The organism is Bacillus sp. LR--39 (genome assembly GCF_053613335.1).
Window position 1 is genome coordinate 1 of sequence record NZ_JBSIOT010001015.1, and the last position, 656, is coordinate 656.

The 656-nt window shown below is 50.5% G+C and carries 1 protein-coding gene; it reads right to left on the minus strand.

All coding sequences use genetic code 11. From position 1 onward, the window contains the following. A partial coding sequence (locus ACWHAR_RS28130; RefSeq protein WP_452088576.1) for an Ldh family oxidoreductase occupies positions 1-656 on the minus strand: 656 nt, incomplete at both ends.

Sequence of the window (656 nt, forward strand, 5' to 3'; positions counted from 1 at the left end):
GTCCATAGCCTTTCGGGCCGCCGAATGTTGAAAGTGAGACGATCTTGTCAGGATCAGTTACTGCTTCTCCGTTTTCATCGACTCCCCATCCTTCAGGAATTTCTTTGCCCTCTTCACGGGCCTGCAGAATCTTCCCAAAAGCCACTTTGGATGTCGCCATATCTAGGATAAACGGTTTTTTATGCTTAGCCGGAACTCCGTAAGCAATCGGATTTGTCCCTAAAAAAGGAGTCCTCCCCCCAAATGGGACAACGATACTGTCTGTATGCGTCATTGCCATTCCGATCAGCTTTTCGTCAGCCGCTTTTTGCACAAAATAGCTTAGCGCTCCGCAATGGCTGCTGTTTACGGCCGTGACCATGCCGACTCCTTTTTTCTTCGCCATGTCAATTGCATGGTCCATCGCCATGTCGCAATTCACATGACCGAAACCATCGTCTCCGTCAAGCACCCCGGTCACAGGTCCCGTTTCTTTAAAAACAGGCTGTGCCCCAGGATTGATCCCTCCCGCTAAAAGCCTGTTCACATAGTGTTCTGTGCGCAGCACGCCATGCGAATGTACATTGCGCAAATCAGCGTGCACGAGAACATCTGCTACTTTTTCAGCATCTCGTTCATTCAAACCGGCACCGGCCAGCTTTTGCCGAACGAGTTCC